Origin of the sequence: Hymenobacter sp. B81, assembly GCF_044628455.1 — a bacterium.
Classification (GTDB): domain Bacteria; phylum Bacteroidota; class Bacteroidia; order Cytophagales; family Hymenobacteraceae; genus Solirubrum.
The window spans coordinates 1,222,162-1,241,383 of record NZ_JBIYZW010000001.1 but is presented as its reverse complement, the minus strand read 5'-3'; the positions used below and the strand labels follow the sequence as shown (position 1 = coordinate 1,241,383).

The window sequence follows — 19,222 nt, the reverse complement described above, 5'->3', positions numbered from 1 at the left end:
GTTTTCCTATGCACGGTTCCATCTTTCTTTTGCTCAAGCGCTACGTGCAAACCACCTACGACCACAGCACCTGGCTGAAACTGCTGGACGTGTCGGGGCTCAGCGGGCAGGACTTCGACCACAAGGAGGTGTACCCCGACGCGCACATCTACGCCCTGGTGGGCAGCGCCGCCCGCATGACCGGCATTCCGGCCGAAACCCTGCAGGAAAAGTTTGGCGAGTACCTGGTGCCCGACCTGATGCACATGTACGCCAAGCTGGTAGAGCCGGGCTGGCGCACTCTGGAAATGATTGAGCACACCGAGCGGGTGATGCACAAGCGCGTGCGCGAAGAGCACGCGGAAAATGCCCCGCCGGTACTCGACGTGCGTCGCCTGGGGCCCAATGAGCTGCTGATCGACTACGTTTCGGGGCGGCGCATGAGCGCCCTGGCCGTGGGCATCGTGCGGGGCCTGGCTACCTACTTCGACGAGGCCGAGCAGATTACGGTGGAGCCGACCACCCGCGAAGACGGCCGCCACGTGCAGATTCGGGTGACGCGCCGCACCTGACTTTTTCTCTTCCCCCGGCGGGGCCTGAACCCGCCGCGCTTTCAGTTGTTGCCCTTTCCAATGGAAAATACCTACTACAACCCCGCTGACCTGGCCAAATTCGGCAACATCACCGAGTGGCAGGCCGAAATGGGCGGCAAGTTCTTCGCCTACTACGCCGAAGTGTTCAAGGAAGGCGCCCTCTCCGAGCGCGAGAAAGCCCTCATTGCCCTGGCCGTGGCCCACGCCGTGCAGTGCCCCTATTGCATCGACGCCTACACCGCCGACTCGCTGCAGAAGGGCGCCGACGAGGCCCAGATGATGGAAGCCGTGCACGTAGCCGCCGCCATCAAGGGCGGCTCGGCCCTGGTCCACGGCGTGCAGATGATGAACAAGGCCAGGGAGCTGTCGATGTAATTTGGGGAATGCAGCGCACCACATTGCCAATATGAAGTCCCTGCACGCGCAGCACCATCCGCTGGCCGATACGGAGTATCAGCTAACCGTGCTCAACGGGGCGGCGGCCACGGGGGCGGCCTGGCCGGCGTTTGCCCAGAAGCTGCGCGAAACCGGTCTGCTGCCGCTGCGCCCCACCGTCATCGACACGCTGCAAATCAACGTGGGCAAGATGTGCAACCAGACCTGCCGCCACTGCCACGTCGACGCCGGGCCCGACCGCACCGAAATCATGACCCGCGCCACCATGGAGCTGTGCCTGGCGGCCCTGCGCCAGGCGCCCGAGCTGCGGGTGGTGGACCTGACCGGTGGCGCGCCCGAAATGAACCCTGATTTCCGCTGGCTGGTGGAGCAGGTCGCGGCCCTGGGTCGGCAGGTTATCGTGCGCTGCAACCTGACCATCATCGTGGCCAACCCCCGCTACCACGACCTGCCCGCGTTTTTTGCCCGCCACGGCGTGCGCGTGGTGTCGTCGCTGCCGCACTTTGCCGCCGCCCGCACCGATGCCCAGCGCGGCGAAGGCGTGTTCGGGCGCAGCATCCGGGCCTTGCAAATGCTCAACGCCGCGGGCTACGGTCAGCCCGACAGCGGGCTAGCGCTCGATTTGGTGTACAACCCCGCCGGCGCGTTTCTGCCCGGCTCGCAGGCGGGGCTGGAGCGCGAGTTCAAGCAGCGCCTGCTGCGGGAGCACGGCGTGGCGTTCAACTCGCTGCTGACCATCACCAACCTGCCCATCAGCCGCTTTCTCGACTACCTGCTCGAGAGCGGCAACTACGCCGCCTACATGGACAAGCTGGTGCAGGGCTATAACCCCGCCGCCGCCGCCAACGTGATGTGCCGCACCACCTTGTCGGTGGGCTGGGACGGCGGGCTCTACGACTGCGACTTCAACCAGATGCTGGAGCTGCCCGTGGAGGCCGCCGCCCCCCGGCACATCCGCGACTTCGACGCGGCGCGGCTGCGGGCGCGCAGCATCGTGCTCAACCAGCACTGCTACGGCTGCACCGCGGGCGCGGGCTCGAGCTGCGGCGGCGCTACGGTGTAATGAAAGTCGGCCGACGCAACCCAATCAACCCGCTGCTCGGCGGCCTGCTGGCCCTGGCCGGCTGCAGCCAAGACGCGCCTTCCGGTGCCGGTATCGACCCGGTCTACGAGCAGCTGCTGCGCCGCGTGTACCGCGCCGACCAGCCCGTGATTCGCCCCGCCGAGCTGGCCCAGCTGCTGCGCGCCGACTCCGGCTTCATCTTGCTCGATACCCGCAGCGCGGCCGAGTACGCGGTGAGTCACCTGCGCGGCGCCCGCCACCTCGACCCCGCAACCGCTACCGAGGCTGCCGTGCGCGGGCTGCCCCGCCACGGCCCGCTGATCGTGTACTGTTCGGTGGGCCTGCGCAGCCAGCAGGTCGGCGAAAAGCTGCGGGCCCTGGGCTTCCGCGACGTGCGCAACCTTCACGGCGGCATTTTTCAGTGGACCAACGAGGGCCGCCCGCTCTACGACGCCCGCGGGCTTACCGCGCGCATTCACCCGTACTCCGCCCTCTGGGGCATCTGGCTGAAGCGCGGCCAGCCAGCCTACCAATAAGGTTGGGTTCTTGATTCAGCACCCTGAACCCGCCGCGACTGGGCTAGGTTGGTCAGCTCACCCACGGCGTTCGGGTAGTGGTAGAGTGGCAGCCGGCGGGGCTGATAAATGTTAATTGATAAATGATGAATGACCAGCTGATTGTGTTTGCCCGCTACCCCGAGCGGGGCAAGGTGAAAACGCGGCTGGCCGCCGAGCTGGGCGCCGACGAGGCGCTGGCCGTGTACCGGCAGCTGCTGGCGCACACCGAGCGGGTTACCGCGCCGCTGGCCGCCGCCCGGGTGCTGTGGCTGGCCGAGGCCCCGCCGCCCGGGGCGCCGCCGCTCTGGCCGGACGGCCCGCAGCGGGTGCAGCCCGCGGGAGCCGACCTGGGCCAGCGCATGCGCCACGCCTTCGGCGAGGCTTTTGCCCGGGGCGCGCAGCGGGCCGTGGTTATTGGCACCGACTGCCCGGGGCTGAGCACGGCGCACCTGCGGCAGGCCTACGAGCGGCTGCTGACCCACGACGTGGTGCTGGGCCCGGCCACCGACGGGGGCTACTACCTGCTGGGGCTGCGGGCGCCGCAGCCGGCCCTGTTTGCCGGCATCAGCTGGAGCACCGCTACCGTGCTGGCCGATACCCGGGCGGCGGCGCAGCGGCAGCAGCTGCGCGTGGCGTTGCTGCCCGAGCTGAGCGACGTCGACACCGCCGCCGACCTGGCCGTCTGGCGGGGCGCCGCGCGGGGCTGAGGCTTGCCGCGGGCTGGCCGGGCGCCGTACCTTCGCCGCTTGCCGCCCGATTCTCCCCGCATGATTCGCTTGTTTTCCACCCGCTGCCTGCTGGCCGCCCTGCCGCTGCTGGCGGCCTGTTCCGACTCTGCCAACTCCCCGCAAACGGGTTCGGAAGCGGCCGCGCCCACTGCGGCCGAGCAGCTGCTGGCCCGGCACTTCGACGAGGGCTGGGCGCAGACCCGGCTCTGGGACGACGGCCTGGCGGAAGTAGCTACCTACGAGGCCGAGCGCGTCATCTACGGCAAGCCCCGCGCCTTCGAGCACACCATCATCACGGTGAAGGAAGACTTCAATAAGGCCTTCGACGTGAAGACCGACTACTACCAGCGGCCCGACCTGTTTGCGGTGATGAAAGTCAACCAGTTCAGCCGCATTCCCACCGACAACTACCCCTACCACTTCCTGACCTCGCTGTTTTTCCGCCGCGAGGCCCCGTTCCGCCTGCACAAGCTTACTACCTCGTCGCAGGAGTGGTGCGGCAACACCTTCAAGGCCATCGGGGCGGTGGAAAACGGCTACCAGCTACGCTTCAACTCGTACTGGGACGGGCAGGGCGAAGGCCGCCACGAGCTGCCCGCCGCGGTGCTGTTCGAAGACGCCCTGCCCTACACCCTGCGCAGCCTGAAATTCAACGACGAAGACAGCATCACGGTGCCGGTAGTGGAGCTGCAGCAAACCAGCAAGGCCGCGCGGCCGGTGGTATACCAGGCCCGCATCAGCCGGCGCCTGGGCGCGCCCGGCGAAGGCGGCCGGCGCAACCGGGAGGTAACCGTGGAGCTGGCGCCCGGCAAAGTCAACCGCTACGTGTTCGGGGCCGACTATCCCCACCTGCTGGAGCAGCAGCAAACCTGGGACGGCCGCCGGCTGCGCCTGAAAGCGGTGCGCCGCTACGCCTACTGGCAGCACTAGGCGCTTGCGGGGGCCTCGGCTGCCCGGCCTGGCAGCGGCCCGGGAGCTAGGCGGGCCCGGCGCCAGTCGAGCACCATAAACAGCAGCAGCCCCGCGTATTCAAGCCCCAGCAGCAGCGGGTTTTCGGAGTAGGCCGGCGTGTGGTAGGCCGAGTAAGATAGCGCCGCCAGCGCGGCCCAGGCCGCCGGGTAGCGCCAGCCGGTAAAGCAGCCCAGCGCCACCAGCGGCGTGAGGTACCAGGGATGTACGGTGGTAGCCAGCAGGTAGTAGCCCGTGAGGGCCAGCAGCAGCGCCCGCGGCAGGGTGGTGAGGGTAGGGCGGCGCTCCAGGCCAGCCAGCAGCAGCAGGCCGGCCGCAGCCGTCACGGCCAGTCCGCTGCCGATCAGCGCAATCTGGTTGTAGCCGCTGAAAGCGTAGCCCAGGGCCCGCAGTCCGTAGTACACGCTGGCGTTGAACTCGAAGGCGTGGAAGTACAGGTCGAGGCTGCGGCCGAGGTGCCGCAGTAGCTCGGGCGTGAAGAAGGGCGCAAACAGCAGCGCCAGCACCAAGGCCGTGGCAGCGGCCAGGTGCAGGAGCGCGCCCGGCGCCAAGCGGCGCAGCAGCAGCGGGGCCAGCAGCAGGGGCAGCAGCTTGGCGGCCACGGCCAGGCCCAGCGCCGCGCCGGCGGCCAGCCAGCGCGAGCAGGTCAGCAGCCAGAGCGTGAGCAGCAGGCCGGCCAGGGCCAGGGCCTCGAAGTGCAGGTTGCCCACGAGCTCGGCCGCTACCATCGGGTGCAGCAGGTAGCCCAGCGCCCGGGCCGGCGGCAGCCGCCAGCGCCGCAGCAGCGCCAGCAGCAGCGCGGCCGTGGCGGCCTCGGCCAGCAGCAGCGGCAGGCGCAGCGTGAGCACGAAACCTCGTTCTGAGTGAGGCGACAGCCCGGCCGCCGCCGCAAACGCCAGCTGGCTCAGCGGCGGGTACACCGAGTAGTAGTGCGGCGAGTTCAGTCGGGCATAGAGCGCAGGCGTGAGCGTGGGCGGCCCCGGCTGCTGCCCGCCGGCCGCCTGGTACTCGTCGGGGCGGTGCTGGTAGGGGCTGAGGCCGGCAGCCACCAGCTGCCCGTCCCAGCGGAAGCGGTACACGTCGTCGGACAGCGTGGGGTGGGCCGGCAGCCAGAGCAGGCGCAGGGCCAGGGCCAGCAGCAGGCCGGCGCGCAGTGGCAGCTGGTGCCGGTCGATGGCGCGCAGCAGCACTACGTAGGCGCCGGTGGCCAGGGCCAGCAGGGCGAGCAGCTGCGCGGTGGCCGCGCGGGGCGTGGCGTAGGCCAGCAGGGCGGAGGCGCCGAGCAGGATGAGGGCGGCCGCGGCAAATACGAACAGCGGGCGGGCGGGCATCAGGGACGACGGGCGTGCAGCAGGGAGAAAAACACCACCGCGCCGTAGCCCAGGGCCAGTAGCAGGTGCAGGGGCAGCAGGCCGTAGCTGCCGCTGCGCAGGGCCAGCCCAATGCCCAGCAGCGCGTAGCCGAAGAGCAGGGCCTCGCCCACGGTCAGCCAGCCCAGCCCACCGGAGCGGTAGCGCCGCGGCCGCCGGCCGCCGCCGCCCAGCTTGGGCGTGCGCACAAACTCCGAGGCGCGGCCCAGCAGCCCCAGCAGCACCGCCCGGGAGTTGTGCAGCGCCAGCCCCATCGACAAGGCCAGAAACAGCCCAAACTGCGCCGCGAAGCCCAGCGGGGCGCCGCGCCGGCCGCCGTTCCAGCGCCAGGCCGCGTGGTAGAAAAACACCAGCGGCACCAGCCCCAGCAGAAACACCGAGGCCAGGCGGAACAGGGGCTTCAGCGCGGGGTTGCGGCTTTCGAGCAGCACCAGCGGCACGCTCAGCAAAGTCATCAGCAGAATGGCCACGAACACGGTGCTGTTGAGCAGGTGAAACGCGGCGTGGGCCTTGGTGGCCAGGGGCAGCTGCGGGTCGCACAGCACCCGACCCAGGTGCTTGCGGGCGGTTTCGGCGGCGCCCTTGGTCCAGCGGAACTGCTGCGAGCGGAGCGCATCCATGCGGGCGGGCAGCTCGGCGGGGGCCAGCACCTGGGGCAGGTACACGAAGCGCCAGCCGCGCAGCTGGGCCCGGTAGCTCAAATCAAGGTCTTCGGTAAGGGTGTCGGCCTGCCAGCCGCCGGCCTCCTCGATGCAGCGGCGGCGCCATACGCCGCCGGTGCCGTTGAAGTTGAGAAAGTGCCCGCCGTGGCTGCGGCCCACCTGCTCCACCAGAAAGTGCGCGTTCAGCCCGAAGGCCTGCAGGCGGGTAAGCAGCGAGTCGGCCTCGTTGAGGTGGCCCCAGCGCGTCTGCACCACGCCCACCGTCTCGTCGGCGAAGTGCGGCACGGTGCGGCGCAGAAAGTCAGGCGCGGGCACGAAGTCGGCGTCGAAGATGGCAATCAGCTCGCCGTCGGTTGCCTGCAGGCCGTGCTGCAGGGCCCCGGCCTTGTAGCCCTGGCGACTGGGGCGGCGCACGTGGCTCAGGCGCAGGCCGCGGCTCTGGTGATAAGCCACCCGCGCCGCGGCCAGCGCCACGCTCTCGTCGGTGGAGTCGTCGAGCACCTGAATGTGCAGCTGCCCGGCAGGGTAGTCCAGGGCCGCCGCCGCGTCGATGACGCGCTCCACCACGTTCAGCTCGTTGTACACCGGCAGCTGCACCGTCACCCGCGGCCACTCACCCGGCACCGGCTCGGCGGGTGCCGGCCGCCGCCGCGCCGCCCGCGCCAGCCGCGTCAGCTGCCACTGGCTCAGGCTGAAGCCGAAGATGAAGAGCAGGCACAGCCCGTAGAGAATCATGTAGTTGTCAGTTGCGAGTTGTCAGTGCCTGGTTGTTCGTTTTTCGTTGTTCGTTTTTCGTTGTTGGTTTTTCGCTTTCCGGGGCCGGCTTTCTGGTTTTTTGTCGTTGGTTATTCGCTTCTCAAGGCCGGAGGAAGTACACTCTGGCAACTGGCAACTGGCAACTGGCAACTGGCAACTGGCAACTGGCAACTGGCAACTGAATCACCGGTAGCGAAACAGCGTCCAGAGGATTTTGTAGCCGGCGCCCAGCGTGCCCTTCACGGTGCCCGACACCTTGGAGACGCCGATGCGGCGGCGGTAGCGCACGGGCACTTCCACGCAGCGCAGGCCCTGCCGGGCGGCTTTCAGCTGCATTTCCACCGTCCAGCCGTAGGTTTTGTCTTCCATTCCCAGCGCCCGCAGGGCCCGGGCATCAATGGCGCGGAAGGGGCCCAGGTCGGTGAAGCGCACCCCGTAGAAGCGGCGCAGCAGCCCGGTGGCCAGCCAGTTGCCGAAGATCTGCTGGGGCATCATCGAGCCCCGCTCGCGCTGGCCCAGGGCCCGCGAGCCGATGACCAGCTCGGCGCGGCCGTCCAGGATGGGCTGCACCACGGCCGGCAGCTCCTCGGGGTAGTCGGAGTAGTCGCCGTCGAGAAACACAATGAGGGCGGGCTGCTCGGCGGCGGGGCGGGCAAAGCAGTGGTCCATGCCGCGCAGGCAGGCCCAGCCGTAGCCGGGGCGGTCTTCGCGCAGCACGGTGGCCCCGGCGGCGCGGGCCACGGCCGCGGTGTCGTCGGTGCAGGCGTTGGCCACCACCAGGGTTTCGCGCACCCAGCCGGGCGGAATCTCGGCCAGCACCCGCGCAATGCTGGGCGCCTCGTTGTGGGCCGGAATAATGACGTCGATAAGCGGCAGGGAATTGGGAGCGGCGGCGGGCATAGGGCGGGGTGGAGCCGCAAAAATGCGCAAAGCTGGCGTAGCAGGCCCGCCGGAGTCGGAATCAGCCCAGGCGCCGCCGCGACACCAGCCGGTGCCAGCGTCCCACGCGGCTGCCGCTGCTCAGGCGTGCATCTTCCTCCAGCAGAGCGTAGATGCCCACCCCAAACAGGGCCGCTGTCACGGCGCTGATGCTCCAAAGCCAGCCGTGGGTCAGGGTCATGTACGCGTCGTAGCCCACCAGCAGGGCGGGGGGCAGCACGGCCAGGGCGGCGGTGCGGCGGGTGGGGCGGGGCTTCTCAAACAGCAGGGCGGCCAGGTAGGCGCACAGCAGCACGGTCTGGTGCATGGCCTCGCCCAGCCAGGGCGGCAGCAGCAGCGACAAGCCCACGTAGCGCGACAAGGACCGCAGCACGTAGGCCAGGGCCACGGCCGGCCCGACGGCCAGCGGCAAAAACAACAGGGAGCGAAACGGAAGCCGAGCCATGCGCCGGAAGCCTCAGGGAAGGGGAGATGAAGCGGAGTGCTGCCAAGGTATCAATTGGCGGCAACTTCCTACGGCGCTGCGCCCGGGCACGGCCGCCCGGCTGGGATGCGGCTTGTAACAAACGGGCTCGTAGCAAATTGTTTTGTTACGAGCCCGTTTGTTACAAGCCGCGCAGGCACGATTGGGGAACGGTGGCGCAGGAGCTAACAACCTTCCGGGCGAGGCCGGCGGCCCCGGCAGACAACGTGCTAACTTGCGCGGCTTAAGCGGCCCGCCCGCGGCCCTGCCTACTTTTTCATGGGAGCTTTATTGACCGATTTACTGCAGCGTGCCCAGCGCAGCCGCCGGGTGGTGTCGCTGCTGGTGGCCGGCGAGGCCCACCTGGGCTACGTGCTCAGCCACAACCCCGACGTGCTGCTGCTGCGCACCATCAACCGCCAGGGCATGCTCACGGGCGTGCGCAGTTTGTCGCTGGCCGAGGTGGTGCAGGTGCACTTCGACGACAAGTACATCCGCCTGATTGAGTTCAAGGAGCACAATCCCGAGGCCGTGTACGGCGTGGCCCCCACGCCCGGCGGGCTCGACGAGGCCTACCTGACGGTGCCCGCGCTGCTGCAGCGCGCCCTCGAAGCCCACCAGCTCGTGCAGCTCATCACCACCAATGCCGACAACGACCCCTACGGCTACGTCACGCGCCTGAGCGACGACGAGCTGCTGCTGGAAGTCTACAACCAGTTCGGCGAGGCCGACGGCCACACCGTGCTGCAGGTCGACGACGTGCGCAGCGTGGTGTGGAGCGACGAGGACACGCGCATCATCGAACTGCTGATTCGCCAGCAGGCCGACGCGGGCAAGTAGGGGCCGGCAGCTTAAACCCGGCGGGCTGCGTACTGCGGGGCAACCCCACTCAATTCCCGCTGCTATGCTTCGTCTGCTCCTGCTTTCGCTGGTCCTGCTGCTGGCCTCGCTGCTGATGCCAGCCTCCCTGGCGGCCCAGCCCACGGCCCTCAACGCCACCCTCGACGGCTACGAGTACCCGTATCCGGTGCGCTACCTGCCGCTGCGCCTCGAAGGCCAGCCGGTGCGTATGGCCTACATGGACGTGCCCGCCGCCGGCCGCGCCAACGGCCGCACCGTGCTGCTGCTGCACGGCAAGAACTTTTTCGGGGCCTACTGGCGCGGCACCATCCGGGCGCTGACGGCGGCGGGCTTCCGCGTGGTGGTGCCCGACCAGCTGGGCTTCGGTAAGTCCGACAAGCCCGCGCTGCACTACTCGTTTCACCAGCTGGCGCGCAACACCCGCCGCCTGCTCGATACCCTGGGCGTGCCACAAGCGGTGGTGGTGGGCCACAGCATGGGCGGCATGCTGGCCACGCGCTTCGCCATCGACTACCCCGAGGCCACCGAGCGGCTGGTGCTCGAAAACCCCATTGGGCTGGAAGACTACCGCCGCGGGGTGCCGTTTCAGAGCGTCGACCAGGCCGAGGCCACCGAGCGCCGGGTCACCGAGGAAAGCATGCGGCAGTACCACGCCAGCTACTACCCCGGCGGCTACCCCCCGGCCCACGACGAGTGGCTGCGGCCCCTGGCTGCCCAAACCCGCCACCCCGACTTTCCCAAGGTGGCCCGCGCCAGCGCCCTCACCTACGACATGATTTACCAGCAGCCCGTGTGCTACGAGTTCGACCGGGTGCGGATGCCCACGCTGCTCATCATCGGCCAGCAGGACCGCACGGTGGTGGGCAAAGGGCTGGTGAAAGACCCCAAGGTCCTGGCCTCGCTGGGGCAATACCCTGCGCTGGGCCGACGCACGGCCGCGGCTATCAAGGGCAGCAGGCTGGTGGCGCTGGAAAAGGTGGGCCACATTCCGCACCTGGAAGCGCCGGAGCAGTTTCACGCGGCGCTGCTGGTTTTTTTGCGCTAGCCCGCTGTTCTCGCGCCTGGGTTAGTAGTCATTAGGCTGCCCTTTCGGGAGCCTGCTGACACGAACCAGGGAAGCCAACTACCTGCGGTTGGGGTAGTGTACATCTGCTACGCAGCGAAACCCAACGGTAGGAGCGGGACCGGCGTACGTTCCGCGAACTTGTACGGTGCAGGCTTCGAGCGCGTCGCGGTAGCTGCCGCCTTTTGTGATGCCTGGCTCCTGCACCAGCTCGGCCACGTTGCCGAATAAGTGATACACGCCTAACTTGTTGGCGGGGTCTTGGTACGCGTACCCGGGCGTCGGCAGTTGGAGAAAGTATGGTTCTGCTTGCTGGTAATTAACTACGGAGCGAACCGGCTGCCGGCTGTTGTAGAGGACGATATCAGCCTTGATTTGGATTTCGGATACCGCGCTGCCCGATCGGCGTTTTAGGTAGGCGGCAGCAGCGGGCTCTACGCGCACGGGCAGGTCCGTGCAGGCGGTGTTGTTGGCGGCCTGTTCCCACTCAGCTTCAGTGGGCAGGCGGTACACGCACCGCAGGTAATTGGGCGCGAGCGAATCGGTTTGGTGCAGTCCCTCATTTACGAAGCGCGTTACGATGCGGCTGCGCCAGCGGCAGAACGCTTCGGCTTGCTCACGGCTGATGCCAACTACTGGGTAGTAGCGGTAAAACGGGTCGATGTAGTAGTCGGGTACGGGAAGCGCCTCGGAATGGGGCCGCAAGATTGCTGAGGACACGCCGGCCTGCTCCTGGTGCAGCTGGTACTGATGCCACTCCTGGTTGGAAATTTCGGCTTCGTCGATGCCCAGTCCGCTGCTATTGATGAGCAGGATACCCGGCATGACGGGAGGCTGGTCTGGCCTTCTGGATTCCTCCTGCTGCCAAACTGAGGGCAGCTTGACCGGGCAGGTGCCATCGGGGGAGCGGAACTGCAGCACCCGGTCGTCGGGGTAGCTCCGGTAGGTGCCAGGGCCGGTGCCCGGCAGCAGGGGCAGGGCGGTAGTAGCGCTGTATGCGCCGGTTAGGGTGCTGGTGGGACGGTGCACGGAGGCACAACCCGTCATCAAAACAACCACACCCAGGAAGCGCAGCTGCGGCCAAAAGGTCATCGGATAAGGCGCATTAAAGTGAGCTGCGAATTACGAAAGTATTTGCAGCGAGTCGGCGTGGATGAAGGGCGAAGCCTGGTAGCGCCCCTGCCGCGGACCGTTCTCCAGGTTGAGCACGCCGCGGGGGCAGGCCACCGAGCACAGGCCGCAGCCCACGCAGGCGGCCCGGATGATGGGCTCGCCGCGCTGGGCGTACTGTTTCACGTCGATGCCCATCTCGCACACGTTGGAGCAGTTGCCGCAGGAAATGCACTGCCCGCCGTTGGTGGTGATGCGGAAGCGCGAAAAGTGCTTCTGCAGCCAGCCCAGGTAGGCCGCCATGGGGCAGCCGAAGCGGCACCACACGCGGTTGCCCAGCAAAGGGTAGAAGCCCACCCCGATAACGCCCGAAAACACCGAGCCGATAACGAAGCCGTAGAAGCGACCCAGCCCGTCGGCCAGGGGCTGCAGTGCCGGCACCCGGCCCGAGGCGGCCAGCCACAGCAGCCCGGTGAGCAGCACGATGAGGCCCAGGATGGGGTAAATCAGTCGAACTTCGAGGCGCCAGGCCGCCCGGCTCTTGTCGGAGAGGTGGCGGTAAGGGTCGCCAGCGGTTTCGGCCAGGCCGCCGCAGCCGCACACCCACGAGCAGTACCAGCGCTTCCCGAAAAAGAAGGTGAGCACCGGCGTGGCCACTAGCGACAGCACCGCCCCCCAGAAGACCATAAACACGCCCAGTGCCCGGCCGTCGCGCACCAGGTAGTCGACGGTGCCGGGAAAGAGGTAGTCGTACTTGAGGGGCCAGAAGTAACTGAAGTAGAACTCGGGCTTCTGCAAACCCAGCAGCAGGGCCGGAATCAGCCAGGCCAGCCACAGCTGAAAGAACATCACCGAGAGGGTGCGCACCCGCTGGTAGGGCACGCGGCGGTACTTGTAGAGGGCCCGCCCACCCATCAGCAGCACGGCCAGGGTGTAGAAGCTGCCGTAGAGAAACCACTGATCGGCGGGGCGGGCGCGCAGCAGCTGGCTCAGGCCGTCGAGGGGGCGAATGAGGTTGGTGAGGTGCTCGGGCCACCAATACAGCAGCACGTAGAAGCCAGTGAGCAGCAGGGCCGTGAGCCAGGCCAGAGTGCCGCGGCTGGTACTGGCGCGACGCCAGGGGTAGCCGGCCACGCCGCCCTCGGTGGCGCCAAAAACGTGCCGGCTCCAGCCCAGGGTGCCCGCGCTCAGCCCTGCCAGTCCCAGCCAGAACGCTGGCCCGCGCACGGCAGCGGCTCCGCTTAGAGCGGCTACAGCCAGCGCCAGCAGCCCGGCGGCTACCAGCGCCAGCCACAGCCGCTCGGGGCGGGAAGCCGGGGGCGGCGAGCCGGTAAGCGCAAGACTGGGGGGCAGGGACATGTGGTTGGTTAAGAAAAAGTACGCTTGGAAATTCGTTCGGCTTGTGCTGCCCGCGTTCTAATCGGGTTCAACTGGTCCGGGCGAAAGAGTAGGCCAGCGCGGAGCCAGCTGCGCTTAGTGGTGGTGATGGTGGTCGTCGTCGGGCTTGCCGAACAGGTTGGCCAGGGAGCCGGCCACGTACAGGGCCGACCAGCACGCGTACAGCCAGTTGAAGCCCTCGGGGCGGGGGTACTGAAGCAGCAGCAGCACCACGTGGGCGGCGGCGCTCATAATCAGGCCGGTGACGGCAATGGTTTGCCAGGAGTTGAGGGCCGCGGGGTGGTAAAGTTTGCGCAGGTCGGGTTTTTCCATGATTCAAGTACGGCAACTGCGGGCCAGTGGGCGGGCTAGCGCCCCAGCCAACGGGCCAGCAGCCCGGTGTGGCGGGCGGGAGAAGGGAGGATAAACTGGGGAAACTGGGCCGCGAAGGCCCGGCCCACATCGGCGGCGGGCAGGGGCGAAAACTCGGGGCTGAAGTCGGCGGCGGCCAGCTGAGCTACTACCTGGGCTACGGGCACGGCCTCGCGCAGCCACTGCTCGCACACCGCCTGGCGCAGGCGCAAACCCAGGCTATGCAGGCCACGCAGAGCGTGGGGCGCGGCGGCCTCGAAGCTCAGGCGCAGGGCCTGCTCGCGGCGCGGGTGCTGCCAGTAGAAGCTCGCGAGGTCGGGCGCCGGGTGGGCGGGCACGCGGCCGTAGGTCTGGTACTCGAGGTCGAAAAACTTGGCCGAGTTGAACCAGGGGCCGCGGCGGTAGGGCGTGGGCTGCCCGCAGAGGCTGTGGGCTACGGTTTCGCCCTGCATGCGACCGGTGTACCAGAGCTGCTCAACGGCGGCCTCGCCGAAGCCGGGCCGGCGCAGCTGGGCGCAGTCGCCGGCCGCGTAAACGCCTGGTACGCTGGTTTGCAGCAACTCGTCGACGAGGATGCCCTGGTCGGTTTCCACGGCCGAGTCGGCCACCAGCGCCAGGTTGGGCTGCACGCCGGTGGCCAGGCCTACCCACTGGCAGGGTATTTCCTCGCCGGCACCGCTGCGCACGGCCCGCACCCGGCCTTGCCCGTCGCCCAGAATTTCGGCCAGCTCGGTGCCGTAGCGCACCTCCACGCCGTGGCGGCCGAGCTGCTGGTCGATAAGGCGGGCTTCGGGGGCGGGCAGCACCGAGGCCCAGTAGTGGGCGTCGCGCACCAGCAGCGTCACGGCCACGCCGCGGCTGCGCAGCATTTCGGCCAGCTCCACGCCAATGAGGCCGCCGCCCACCACCACGGCCCGCTCGATGCCGCGGGTATTCTGCTCCATGCGGGCCAGGTCGGGCAGGCCGTAGAAGCCCTGCACGCCGGCCAGCTGCTGCCCGGGCCAGGCAAAGAAGCGGCTGCGCGAGCCGGTCGCCAGCAGCAGCTGGTCGTAGGGTAGGGCGGGGCCGGCGGCCAGCTGCACGAGTCGGGCGGCGGTATCGAGGCGGGTGGCCGTGTCGAACACCAGCTCCAGGCGGTTTTCGCGCCAGAACCACTCGGCGTAGGGCTGCACGTCGGCGGGGCGCAGCTGACCCAGGTACAAATACATGAGCGCCGGCCGGGAGTAGTGGTACCGGCTTTCGCTCGACACGATGCTGATGCGGGCGTCGGGGCGCAGGCGGCGGGCGGTGAGGGCGCAGCTGATGCCCGCAATGCCGTTGCCGATGATGACCAGGTGCATGAGGTCGGAAGAAAAAGCGAGTCCGGAAAAGCCCACCGAAGCCGCGCCGGCTGCGTACAGAGCGGGGCCCGGTAGTTGCGGCCGCGCCGCCCCGATTGGGCTACCTTTGCCGGTCGTCCCGGCTTAACTCCGCGGTAAGTTCCGTTGTTTCCGCCAATTCCCGCTTCCGCATGCTCCCCACCGTTCTTTTCCGTCGCCTGTGCCTGCTGCTGGTTTGCTGCCTGCTGCTGACGGGGGCGGCGCCGGCCGCGCCCCCGGCCAGCTTTGCCGACCAGCTCACCCACCTGCTGAAGCAGTACGTGGCGGCCGACGGCAGCGTCAGCTACGCCGCCCTGCAGCGCCAGCCGGCCGAGCTGAAGGAGCTGGTGAAGCAGGTGCAGACGGCCAACCTGGCCAAAGCCTCGGCGGCCGAGCGCAAGGCCTTTTACCTGAACGCCTACAACCTGCTGGTCATCAGCTCGGTGGTGGAGCGCTACCCGGCGCCCTCGGTCATGAAGCTGCCCGGCTTCTTCGACACCCAGAAGCACCGCGTGGCCGGCGAGCTGCTGACGTTGAACATGATTGAAAAGCACAAGCTGCGCACGCCCTACCACGATGCCCGCATTCACTTCGCCCTCAGCAGCGCCGCCCGCGGCTGCCCACGCCTGAGCCCGGTGGCGTTTCGGGCCGAGAGCGTGGAGCAGCAGCTCGACGAGCTGACCCGCCGCACCCTGAATGACGCGCAGTGGGTGCGCCGCGACGACGCGACCAAGAAAGTGGTGTTGTCGGAGCTGTTTAAGTGGTACGCGGGCGACTTCAAGGCCAGCGGCAAGCCGGTGCTGGCTTTCGTCAATGCCTACCTGCCGGCGCCCATTCCGGCCGGCTACCAGGTAGAGTACGGCAGCTACGACTGGAGCCTGAACGAGCGACGCTGAAACAACGCCCGCGCCGCCGCCTGCGTAGGAATGGCAAACCAACGTTGGTTTGCCACCAAACGCACGAGCATCATGGGCATCAATCCGAATTTGAATAGCGAAGGCACCGCGGGCGACGAGAATGAGCGCATCAAGCGCCAGCAGCCCGGCCCGCGCCGCGACGAGCAGCAGGAGCAGGAGCGCGACTTCGAGCAGATCGTCAACAACAACACCGACGTCGACAAGGACCCCACGGCCTACCGCAGCGCCGGCCCCCGCGGCTACACCCACCGGCCCGATCAGCAAAACAAGCTGGAAAACCTGCGCATCACCGGCAGCGAAACCACGCCCCAGGGCGGCAATACCTACGACTCGGTAAACGAGATGAGCCAGAACACGGCCTACGAAAACGAGGGCAGCTACGAGAAGGACATGGACCTGCGCACCCGCGAGCAGGAGTTCGGCGAAAAGGAGCCCAGCGGCCCGCCCAAGCTGCCCCGCGACTAGCCCGCCGCTCCGCGTGATTTACCAGCCCCGCTTCCATTCCAGAGGTGGGGCTGGTTTTATGAAATTGTTACCGCCGCCATTAGGAACCGATGGTACTTCGCCGATATATTTAGGAACCGAAACCGGGACCAATCTGCTTCTGCCGGCCCTTGCGGCCCGTTGCGCTGCTCCCGGGACGGTTTCCACCGTTTCCCTAACTCCCCCGCATGAACGACAACTACGAACCAAGCAACGTACCCGAGGAGCAGCTCGACACCGAAGAAGAGTCGCTGGACTCGGGCAACCGCAAGCTGGCCCTGGTATTCGGGGCCATTCTGCTGCTGGGCGGCCTGGGCTTTGCCCTGGTGCCGGCCCAGAACCGCGAGCGAATTGCCAACGGGCAGATGCCCACCTTCGAGCTGGCCGAAGCCACCGTGGTAGGCTCGCGCCCAGCCGATGAAGCCGCCGCGCCGGCCGCCACCGAAGCCGAGCAGACTGCCGCGGCCGCTGCCGTAACCGCGGCCGCCGCCGGCAAGCCCGTGGCCGTAGCCACGGCCGCCCGCCCGGCGCGCCCCGGCAACGAAGCCGCTGCCCCGGTGCCCACGGCCGCCACCGCGGCCGCCGAGGCCGGGGAGGCGGGCGCCGCAACCGAGGCCGCCGCGGCGCCCGCCCCGGTGGAAGAGGAAGCCGCGCCGCGCGTGGCCACGCTCTCGGGCCGGGTGCTCGACGAAAACGGCCGCCCGCTGGCCGGGGCTACCATCATGGTGAAGGGCACCCGCAAGTTTGCCAGCACCGACCAGAACGGTAACTACTCGGTGGAAGTACCCAGCGGCGAAAACAGCCTCGTGTACGGCTACGGCGGCTACGCCGACCAGGAAATCCGCACCCGCAGCGGGCAGCCCGCCAACGTGACGCTGGTGCCCAGCGACAACGGCGGCCGCCGCAAGCGCCGCTAGTAGACTACGCTGCTACGTCGAAATGCAACCGGGCCGCCCCTGCTTGGCAGAGGCGGCCCGGTGTCGTTGGGGGCAGTTAACCGTGGTTGCTTATTTGCTACCGGTGCCGTTGCGGGCGAAGCGGTTGCGGAACAGGTAGTACACCGGCACGCCCAGGGCCACCAGCAGCAGACCGTACTGGGCCTGCGGACCCTTGTTTTCGTCGAAAAGCAAAATCACGCAGAAGGCCGAGGCCAGCACCACGTACAGCAGCGGCACCAGCGGGTAGCCCCAGGCGCGGTAGGGGCGCGGGGCCTCGGGCCGGGTGCGGCGCAGCACGAAAATGCCGATGATGGTGATGACGTAGAACAGAATCACCGAGAACATCACGTAGTCGAGCAGCTGGCCGTAGGAGCCCGAGAGGCAGAGCAGGCAGGCCCACAGGCACTGGGCCCACAAAGCCACGGCGGGTACGCCGGCGCGGTTGAGCCGGGCCAGGCCGGGGAAAAACAGGCCGTCCTTGGCCATGGCGTAGTAGGCGCGGCCCCCGCTCAGAATGATGGAGTTGTTGGCGCCGAAGGTGCTGATCATAATGAGCACGGCCATGACGGCCGCGCCGGCCGGACCCATAATGCTCTCAGCTACGGCCGTGCCCACGCGGTCGTTGGCGGCGTACATGATGCCGCGGGCCAGCACGTCGGTTTCGGCGGCGGTGGGGCTGCCGTGCAGGGGCAGCACCAGCAGGTACACCAGGTTGATGAGCAGGTACAGCGCCGTGACGATGGCCGTGCCGATGGCCATGCTCAGCACGATGGTGCGCTCGGGCCGCACAATCTCGTCGCCCGAGAAGCCGATGTTGTTCCAGGCGTCGGAGCTGAACAAGGAGCCGGTCATGCCCAGGCCAATGGCGGCTACCAGGCCCCAGGCGGTGAGCGGCACGGCCTGGCCGGCGGCGTCGAAGCGGGCGGCCTGCCACATGTTCTGGAAGTTCTGGCTCACGGCTTCGTCGTTGATGCCCAGCACCAAACCCACCACGATGAGCAGGGCCAGGGCCACCAGCTTGGTCGAGCCGAAGATGTTGGAGATGAGCTTGCCGCCGCGCACCCCGCGCGAGTTCACCCACGTCAGCCCCACCAGCATGATGATGGCCAGCAGCATCACGGTGCTGAAGCGCACCGGGCCCAGCTCAAAGAGGATGTTCCGCTCGCTGAACCAAGGCACCAGTACCCCCACGAAGCGGGCGAAGGCCACGGCCACGGCGGCAATGACGCCGGTCTGGATGACCAGGAACAGGGACCAGCCATAGAGAAACGCCACCAGCTTGTTGTAGGCCTCGCGCAAATACACGTACTGGCCGCCCACCTTGGGAAACATGGAGGCCAGCTCGCCGTAGCTCACGGCCCCGGCCAGGGTGATGACGCCCGTGACCAGCCACACCACCAGCAGCCAGCCGCTGGAGCCCACCAGGCGGGCAATGTCGGAAGAGACGATGAAGATGCCCGAGCCGATCATGCTGCCGGTCACGATCATGACGGCGTCGAACAGGGTAATAGCGCGTTGAAAATGGCCTTGTGGTTGCGGGTCGCTCATGCGGCAGATTAGCAAATGGGGCCGGAAGATAGACGATTGGGCAGGATTGGGCCCCAATAAAAAAGCCCGCCCAGGGGGCCGGCCATTGAAAAATCGTCCGTGAAATCCAGGTAATCCGGAAAAAACCGTCGATTCCGCCCTCAGAACTCGCTGCGGTCGTACCAGCTGCGCATGCGCCAGGGGTCGTTGCGGTTCTTGCGCACCAGCACCAGCCGGGCCGTGCCCGCGCCGTCGAAGCGGGTGTTGTCGCGCTGCTCGATGCTGAGGGAAAACGCCCGCTCCACGTACACCAGCGTGTCGGAATACGCCGTGTCGGAAGTCGACAGGTACTGGGTCCACTGCAGGTTGGCGGTGCGGGCGGCGCGGAACAGCTTGTAGGTGGTGGTAGCGTCCACGTCGCGGTTCCAGCTGCGGTCGGCGTTGGCGGCAAAGTCGCGGTAGGTGAACTGAAACCGCGGCGCCAGCAGCTGGCCGTAGAGCGTGGAGTCGCGCAGCTGGTAGGAGGCCCGGAACCGGTCGAAAAAGCCGCGCACGGTCACGGGGTTGCCCAGCAGCTGGTTGGGGTCCACGATTTCGTCGTCGATAGCCGGGGCGAAGGGGTTGCAGCCGGCCAGCAGCAGGCCTGCCGCCAGCGTCAGCCGACGGGGCGAGGAGCAGGCGCGCAGGCGGGAGGGCAGTCGGAACACGGCAAAATGCTGGGCTGGGGGCAAGCTACGCAAG

21 protein-coding genes are annotated in these 19,222 nt (G+C 67.9%); 11 read left to right on the top strand and 10 right to left on the bottom strand.

Annotated elements, in window-relative coordinates:
• Positions 1-8 precede the first annotated feature (8 nt).
• The 6 genes from ACE191_RS05605 (at position 9) to ACE191_RS05580 (ending at position 4,246) form a co-directional block, all read left to right on the top strand.
• On the top strand, positions 9-551 hold the full coding sequence (locus ACE191_RS05605; RefSeq protein WP_400191205.1) for a heme NO-binding domain-containing protein: 543 nt from the start codon (positions 9-11) through the stop codon (positions 549-551).
• A gap of 60 nt (positions 552-611) precedes the next feature.
• Positions 612-947 carry an arsenosugar biosynthesis-associated peroxidase-like protein gene (locus ACE191_RS05600; RefSeq protein WP_400191204.1) on the top strand — a complete coding sequence of 112 codons (336 nt, stop codon included), beginning with the start codon at positions 612-614 and terminating at the stop codon, positions 945-947.
• A 31-nt stretch (positions 948-978) separates the two neighbouring features.
• Positions 979-2,031: an arsenosugar biosynthesis radical SAM (seleno)protein ArsS gene (gene arsS / locus ACE191_RS05595; RefSeq protein WP_400191203.1), complete on the top strand. Its 1,053-nt coding sequence runs from the start codon at positions 979-981 to the stop codon at positions 2,029-2,031.
• On the top strand, positions 2,031-2,567 hold the full coding sequence (locus ACE191_RS05590) for a rhodanese-like domain-containing protein (protein WP_400191202.1): 537 nt from the start codon (positions 2,031-2,033) through the stop codon (positions 2,565-2,567). Before arsS ends, ACE191_RS05590 begins: the two co-directional genes overlap by 1 nt.
• 122 nt (positions 2,568-2,689) lie before the next feature.
• Entirely contained in the window at positions 2,690-3,295 is a 606-nt protein-coding gene (locus ACE191_RS05585; RefSeq protein WP_400191201.1) for a TIGR04282 family arsenosugar biosynthesis glycosyltransferase, read from the top strand.
• A 60-nt stretch (positions 3,296-3,355) separates the two neighbouring features.
• Positions 3,356-4,246, top strand: a complete 891-nt coding sequence (locus tag ACE191_RS05580; RefSeq protein ID WP_400191200.1) for a hypothetical protein — start codon at positions 3,356-3,358, stop codon at positions 4,244-4,246.
• Here ACE191_RS05580 and ACE191_RS05575 read toward each other — a convergent pair.
• The 4 genes from ACE191_RS05575 to ACE191_RS05560 form a co-directional block, all read right to left on the bottom strand.
• The gene (locus ACE191_RS05575) at positions 4,243-5,616 is read right to left on the bottom strand and encodes a hypothetical protein (protein WP_400191199.1); all 1,374 of its coding nucleotides are present in this window, start codon (positions 5,614-5,616) and stop codon (positions 4,243-4,245) included. The two genes, ACE191_RS05580 and ACE191_RS05575, sit on opposite strands and share 4 nt — an antisense overlap.
• Positions 5,616-7,052 (bottom strand): glycosyltransferase, encoded by a 1,437-nt coding sequence (locus ACE191_RS05570; protein ID WP_400191198.1) that lies wholly within the window; start codon positions 7,050-7,052, stop codon positions 5,616-5,618. Before ACE191_RS05570 ends, ACE191_RS05575 begins: the two co-directional genes overlap by 1 nt.
• Before the next feature lie 204 nt (positions 7,053-7,256).
• Positions 7,257-7,973, bottom strand: coding sequence for a glycosyltransferase family 2 protein (locus tag ACE191_RS05565; RefSeq protein ID WP_400191197.1), 717 nt, complete (start codon positions 7,971-7,973; stop codon positions 7,257-7,259).
• 61 nt (positions 7,974-8,034) lie between these two features.
• Positions 8,035-8,457 carry a hypothetical protein gene (locus tag ACE191_RS05560; RefSeq protein ID WP_400191196.1) on the bottom strand — a complete coding sequence of 141 codons (423 nt, stop codon included), beginning with the start codon at positions 8,455-8,457 and terminating at the stop codon, positions 8,035-8,037.
• A gap of 297 nt (positions 8,458-8,754) precedes the next feature.
• Here ACE191_RS05560 and ACE191_RS05555 point away from each other — a divergent pair, with 297 nt between their 5' ends.
• Positions 8,755-9,315: a hypothetical protein gene (locus tag ACE191_RS05555; protein ID WP_400191195.1), complete on the top strand. Its 561-nt coding sequence runs from the start codon at positions 8,755-8,757 to the stop codon at positions 9,313-9,315.
• 64 nt (positions 9,316-9,379) lie between these two features.
• Positions 9,380-10,381, top strand: coding sequence for an alpha/beta fold hydrolase (locus tag ACE191_RS05550; RefSeq protein ID WP_400191194.1), 1,002 nt, complete (start codon positions 9,380-9,382; stop codon positions 10,379-10,381).
• 78 nt (positions 10,382-10,459) lie between these two features.
• Here ACE191_RS05550 and ACE191_RS05545 read toward each other — a convergent pair whose 3' ends face one another.
• The 4 genes from ACE191_RS05545 to ACE191_RS05530 form a co-directional block, all read right to left on the bottom strand.
• On the bottom strand, positions 10,460-11,491 hold the full coding sequence (locus tag ACE191_RS05545; RefSeq protein WP_400191193.1) for a formylglycine-generating enzyme family protein: 1,032 nt from the start codon (positions 11,489-11,491) through the stop codon (positions 10,460-10,462).
• Between the two features lie 30 nt (positions 11,492-11,521).
• Positions 11,522-12,868, bottom strand: a complete 1,347-nt coding sequence (locus ACE191_RS05540) for a 4Fe-4S binding protein (RefSeq protein ID WP_400191192.1) — start codon at positions 12,866-12,868, stop codon at positions 11,522-11,524.
• Between the two features lie 114 nt (positions 12,869-12,982).
• Positions 12,983-13,219 (bottom strand): hypothetical protein, encoded by a 237-nt coding sequence (locus tag ACE191_RS05535; RefSeq protein ID WP_400191191.1) that lies wholly within the window; start codon positions 13,217-13,219, stop codon positions 12,983-12,985.
• A gap of 35 nt (positions 13,220-13,254) precedes the next feature.
• Positions 13,255-14,598, bottom strand: a complete 1,344-nt coding sequence (locus tag ACE191_RS05530) for an NAD(P)/FAD-dependent oxidoreductase (RefSeq protein WP_400191190.1) — start codon at positions 14,596-14,598, stop codon at positions 13,255-13,257.
• A 170-nt stretch (positions 14,599-14,768) separates the two neighbouring features.
• On the opposite strand from ACE191_RS05530, the gene ACE191_RS05525 reads away from it, so the two are divergent.
• The 3 genes from ACE191_RS05525 (at position 14,769) to ACE191_RS05515 (ending at position 16,933) form a co-directional block, all read left to right on the top strand.
• Positions 14,769-15,512, top strand: a complete 744-nt coding sequence (locus tag ACE191_RS05525) for a DUF547 domain-containing protein (RefSeq protein ID WP_400191189.1) — start codon at positions 14,769-14,771, stop codon at positions 15,510-15,512.
• A gap of 30 nt (positions 15,513-15,542) precedes the next feature.
• A complete protein-coding gene (locus tag ACE191_RS05520) occupies positions 15,543-15,998 on the top strand; it encodes a hypothetical protein (RefSeq protein ID WP_400191188.1) in 456 nt (151 codons plus the stop codon).
• A 206-nt stretch (positions 15,999-16,204) separates the two neighbouring features.
• Entirely contained in the window at positions 16,205-16,933 is a 729-nt protein-coding gene (locus ACE191_RS05515; RefSeq protein ID WP_400191187.1) for a carboxypeptidase-like regulatory domain-containing protein, read from the top strand.
• Positions 16,934-17,023: 90 nt separating this feature from the next.
• Here ACE191_RS05515 and ACE191_RS05510 read toward each other — a convergent pair whose 3' ends face one another.
• Positions 17,024-18,502 carry an APC family permease gene (locus ACE191_RS05510; RefSeq protein WP_400191186.1) on the bottom strand — a complete coding sequence of 493 codons (1,479 nt, stop codon included), beginning with the start codon at positions 18,500-18,502 and terminating at the stop codon, positions 17,024-17,026.
• Positions 18,503-18,642: 140 nt separating this feature from the next.
• A complete protein-coding gene (locus tag ACE191_RS05505; RefSeq protein ID WP_400191185.1) occupies positions 18,643-19,188 on the bottom strand; it encodes a hypothetical protein in 546 nt (181 codons plus the stop codon).
• Positions 19,189-19,222 lie beyond the last annotated feature (34 nt).

Bases quoted from the DNA above. Each gene is read 5' to 3' on its own strand.
- ACE191_RS05605 (WP_400191205.1), top strand. From the start codon at position 9: ATGCACGGTTCCATCTTTCTTTTGCTCAAGCGCTACGTGCAAACCACC.
- ACE191_RS05600 (WP_400191204.1), top strand. From the start codon at position 612: ATGGAAAATACCTACTACAACCCCGCTGACCTGGCCAAATTCGGCAAC.
- arsS (WP_400191203.1), top strand. From the start codon at position 979: ATGAAGTCCCTGCACGCGCAGCACCATCCGCTGGCCGATACGGAGTAT.
- ACE191_RS05590 (WP_400191202.1), top strand. From the start codon at position 2,031: ATGAAAGTCGGCCGACGCAACCCAATCAACCCGCTGCTCGGCGGCCTG.
- ACE191_RS05585 (WP_400191201.1), top strand. From the start codon at position 2,690: ATGATGAATGACCAGCTGATTGTGTTTGCCCGCTACCCCGAGCGGGGC.
- ACE191_RS05580 (WP_400191200.1), top strand. From the start codon at position 3,356: ATGATTCGCTTGTTTTCCACCCGCTGCCTGCTGGCCGCCCTGCCGCTG.
- ACE191_RS05575 (WP_400191199.1), bottom strand. From the start codon at position 5,616: ATGCCCGCCCGCCCGCTGTTCGTATTTGCCGCGGCCGCCCTCATCCTG.
- ACE191_RS05570 (WP_400191198.1), bottom strand. From the start codon at position 7,052: ATGATTCTCTACGGGCTGTGCCTGCTCTTCATCTTCGGCTTCAGCCTG.
- ACE191_RS05565 (WP_400191197.1), bottom strand. From the start codon at position 7,973: ATGCCCGCCGCCGCTCCCAATTCCCTGCCGCTTATCGACGTCATTATT.
- ACE191_RS05560 (WP_400191196.1), bottom strand. From the start codon at position 8,457: ATGGCTCGGCTTCCGTTTCGCTCCCTGTTGTTTTTGCCGCTGGCCGTC.
- ACE191_RS05555 (WP_400191195.1), top strand. From the start codon at position 8,755: ATGGGAGCTTTATTGACCGATTTACTGCAGCGTGCCCAGCGCAGCCGC.
- ACE191_RS05550 (WP_400191194.1), top strand. From the start codon at position 9,380: ATGCTTCGTCTGCTCCTGCTTTCGCTGGTCCTGCTGCTGGCCTCGCTG.
- ACE191_RS05545 (WP_400191193.1), bottom strand. From the start codon at position 11,491: ATGACCTTTTGGCCGCAGCTGCGCTTCCTGGGTGTGGTTGTTTTGATG.
- ACE191_RS05540 (WP_400191192.1), bottom strand. From the start codon at position 12,868: ATGTCCCTGCCCCCCAGTCTTGCGCTTACCGGCTCGCCGCCCCCGGCT.
- ACE191_RS05535 (WP_400191191.1), bottom strand. From the start codon at position 13,219: ATGGAAAAACCCGACCTGCGCAAACTTTACCACCCCGCGGCCCTCAAC.
- ACE191_RS05530 (WP_400191190.1), bottom strand. From the start codon at position 14,598: ATGCACCTGGTCATCATCGGCAACGGCATTGCGGGCATCAGCTGCGCC.
- ACE191_RS05525 (WP_400191189.1), top strand. From the start codon at position 14,769: ATGCTCCCCACCGTTCTTTTCCGTCGCCTGTGCCTGCTGCTGGTTTGC.
- ACE191_RS05520 (WP_400191188.1), top strand. From the start codon at position 15,543: ATGGCAAACCAACGTTGGTTTGCCACCAAACGCACGAGCATCATGGGC.
- ACE191_RS05515 (WP_400191187.1), top strand. From the start codon at position 16,205: ATGAACGACAACTACGAACCAAGCAACGTACCCGAGGAGCAGCTCGAC.
- ACE191_RS05510 (WP_400191186.1), bottom strand. From the start codon at position 18,502: ATGAGCGACCCGCAACCACAAGGCCATTTTCAACGCGCTATTACCCTG.